This window comes from bacterium, assembly GCA_037131655.1.
Taxonomy (GTDB): Bacteria; Armatimonadota; Fimbriimonadia; order Fimbriimonadales; family JBAXQP01; genus JBAXQP01.
Genome location: JBAXQP010000391.1, coordinates 1 through 2,125 on the forward strand (window position 1 = coordinate 1; position 2,125 = coordinate 2,125).

The 2,125-nt window shown below is 45.7% G+C and carries 2 protein-coding genes; both read right to left on the bottom strand.

Translation table 11 applies throughout. From position 1 onward, the window contains the following. Positions 1-895: hypothetical protein (locus tag WCO51_12815; protein MEI6514135.1), on the bottom strand; the 895-nt coding region annotated here is incomplete at its 3' end. A gap of 50 nt (positions 896-945) precedes the next feature. After that, positions 946-2,125 (bottom strand): PDZ domain-containing protein (locus WCO51_12820; GenBank protein ID MEI6514136.1); only part of this gene is annotated, 1,180 nt, incomplete at its 5' end.

Consider the following 2,125-nt stretch of genomic DNA (forward strand, 5'->3'; position numbering starts at 1 on the left):
GTTTGGTTGGTGGCGGTTTGATTGGGGCGGGGGTTGGTGTGGTTTCCTCGGTCTTTTCTTCCGCTTTTTTAGCAGCGCGTTGGGCAGCGACTGTGGCGGATTGTTTGATTGCTTGGTCGATGATAGCCTTGATCGTCGCGTTCTGAATAATGATGCTCTCAAAAGGTGATTCATTGCCACCGAGCATTGCGCCTCGTGATGACTCATCAGGCTTTGTACCTGACAAGATCATGCACAAAACGCCGATTGGCTGGCCTGTAAGAGAGAATACCGGTAGACCAAAATCTCCCATGCTAACGCACCAGCCTTTACGAGGCTTGGTGATCTCACCGTTTATTCTTCCTAATTGAAAGACCGGTGTATAGTCGAACCCTTTTGATAATCGAGATATTTGAGCTACTTGCTGACCGATAGTTGCAGTCGCAGGTGTGCTGAAATCTATCGGAGTAATGATACGCCCTTCGAGGTTTTCTATCTGAAGGAATGCAATCCCAAGAACAGTATCACTAGCCGCTAGAAAGGCATCGTATTCTTTCGTTTCATGCTCGAAGATAACTTTTAGACTTGTCGGGGTAATTTTCATGCTGAACCCCTCTGGGCCGTCACTACCCATATAATCCATATATCGTTTGGCCGATAGGTTCGTATCCGATAGCATAATAAGCCCATCAGAAGTTACAAGAACGCCTTGCATAGTCGAGCGCGCCTCGTTATCTCCAGTTTCTCCTCCTCCTTTATATTCGACCTTTAGCACAGCCTTAATGGTAACTAAAGCAGCCGCTTGCTTTTCGACTAGACTGCGGAGTTGGTCGGATGCTTCATCACAATATGCCGGGATGGCAGCCATCGCAACTAGGGTTCCCAAAATAAATAGGATAACAGAACTTCTTTTCATTTTTAATTGCCTTTCTTTCTTGATTTTTGATCGGTATTCATTATAGATGGTTATTTCCCATCGCCCAATTTTGCCCAATCGGGTTCGATGAAGATGAAATGGGTGCGGTAATCGCGTCGGACAAATATCTGGATCACTTTCGGTTGAGCCTTCATGACTTGCTTAATAACGCTTTCAAATGAAGCGACATTGGTTACTGATTGTCCGTTAATTGAAAGTATCAAATCGTCTGCCTTAAGACCGGACATTTGTGCCCAACCGCCTCGAGTTACCTCGATCGTAAGCAGTCCTTGTTGGTCTTTCGCCCAACGATTTTGGACCTTGTCTATCTCAGTTATCTCGCGAACAGAGAATTCAAACTCCAGGTTTTTGTTGGTCTTTGCATTTGCTATCGCAGTTGGGCTAGCTTCCAAAACAGCTTCCACTTTCATGGGTTTGCCATTTCGTAAAACTGAAAACTCAGCTTTCTCCCCGACAGAAAGTTCTTCGACCATTCGCCGCAAGTCTTCCGAATCTTGTGGGCGTGAAGCCGTCAATTCACTGCCATTAACAGCGGTAATAATGTCCCCAACTTGAAGCCCAGCTTTGCTGACTTCAGACCATGGAAAGACCTGAGTGATTCGAAAACCGGTTGTGCCGGGGATATTCAATACTTGGGCAATTTCCGATGTCACAACCTGCATTTTAAGCCCAAGCCAAGGTTTTGGAAGGTCACCGCCATAGGTATCCGAATTGTCCTTTGGGATTTTTACGACAGTGACGATCTGCTCGCTTTTCCTTAGAAAACTTACTTCGAATTCATTCTTTTTGAGATCGCTGAGCGTTTTTTTGAAAGCGACCATGTTGGGTGTCAGTTTTCCATCAACCGATGTAATAATATCATTCTCAGAAATACGAGGTTGTGCTCCCTCGAATGGGTAGCCCGAACGAACACCCGTAACGATTACTCCTTTGGTCGAACGAAGTTGTCGATTGAGAGCCATCATTTCGGTGATCGTCTGGACCGTTAATCCCATTTTCCTGAATTCCTCTTCATCGCCTGCATCAGGTTTTAGAAGAGAGACAGATACTTTAAGGTTTAGCAGCTTTCCATTTCTTTGAAGGTGGAAATTTGCTGTGCTGCCGACCGGTAGGTCGGCAATTCTCTGATAAAAGAGCGGGACCTGCTCGAAGAAACGTGCGTTTGTCGGGACGTTATGCAAGGAAAGAACAATATCGCCAGGCTTAATC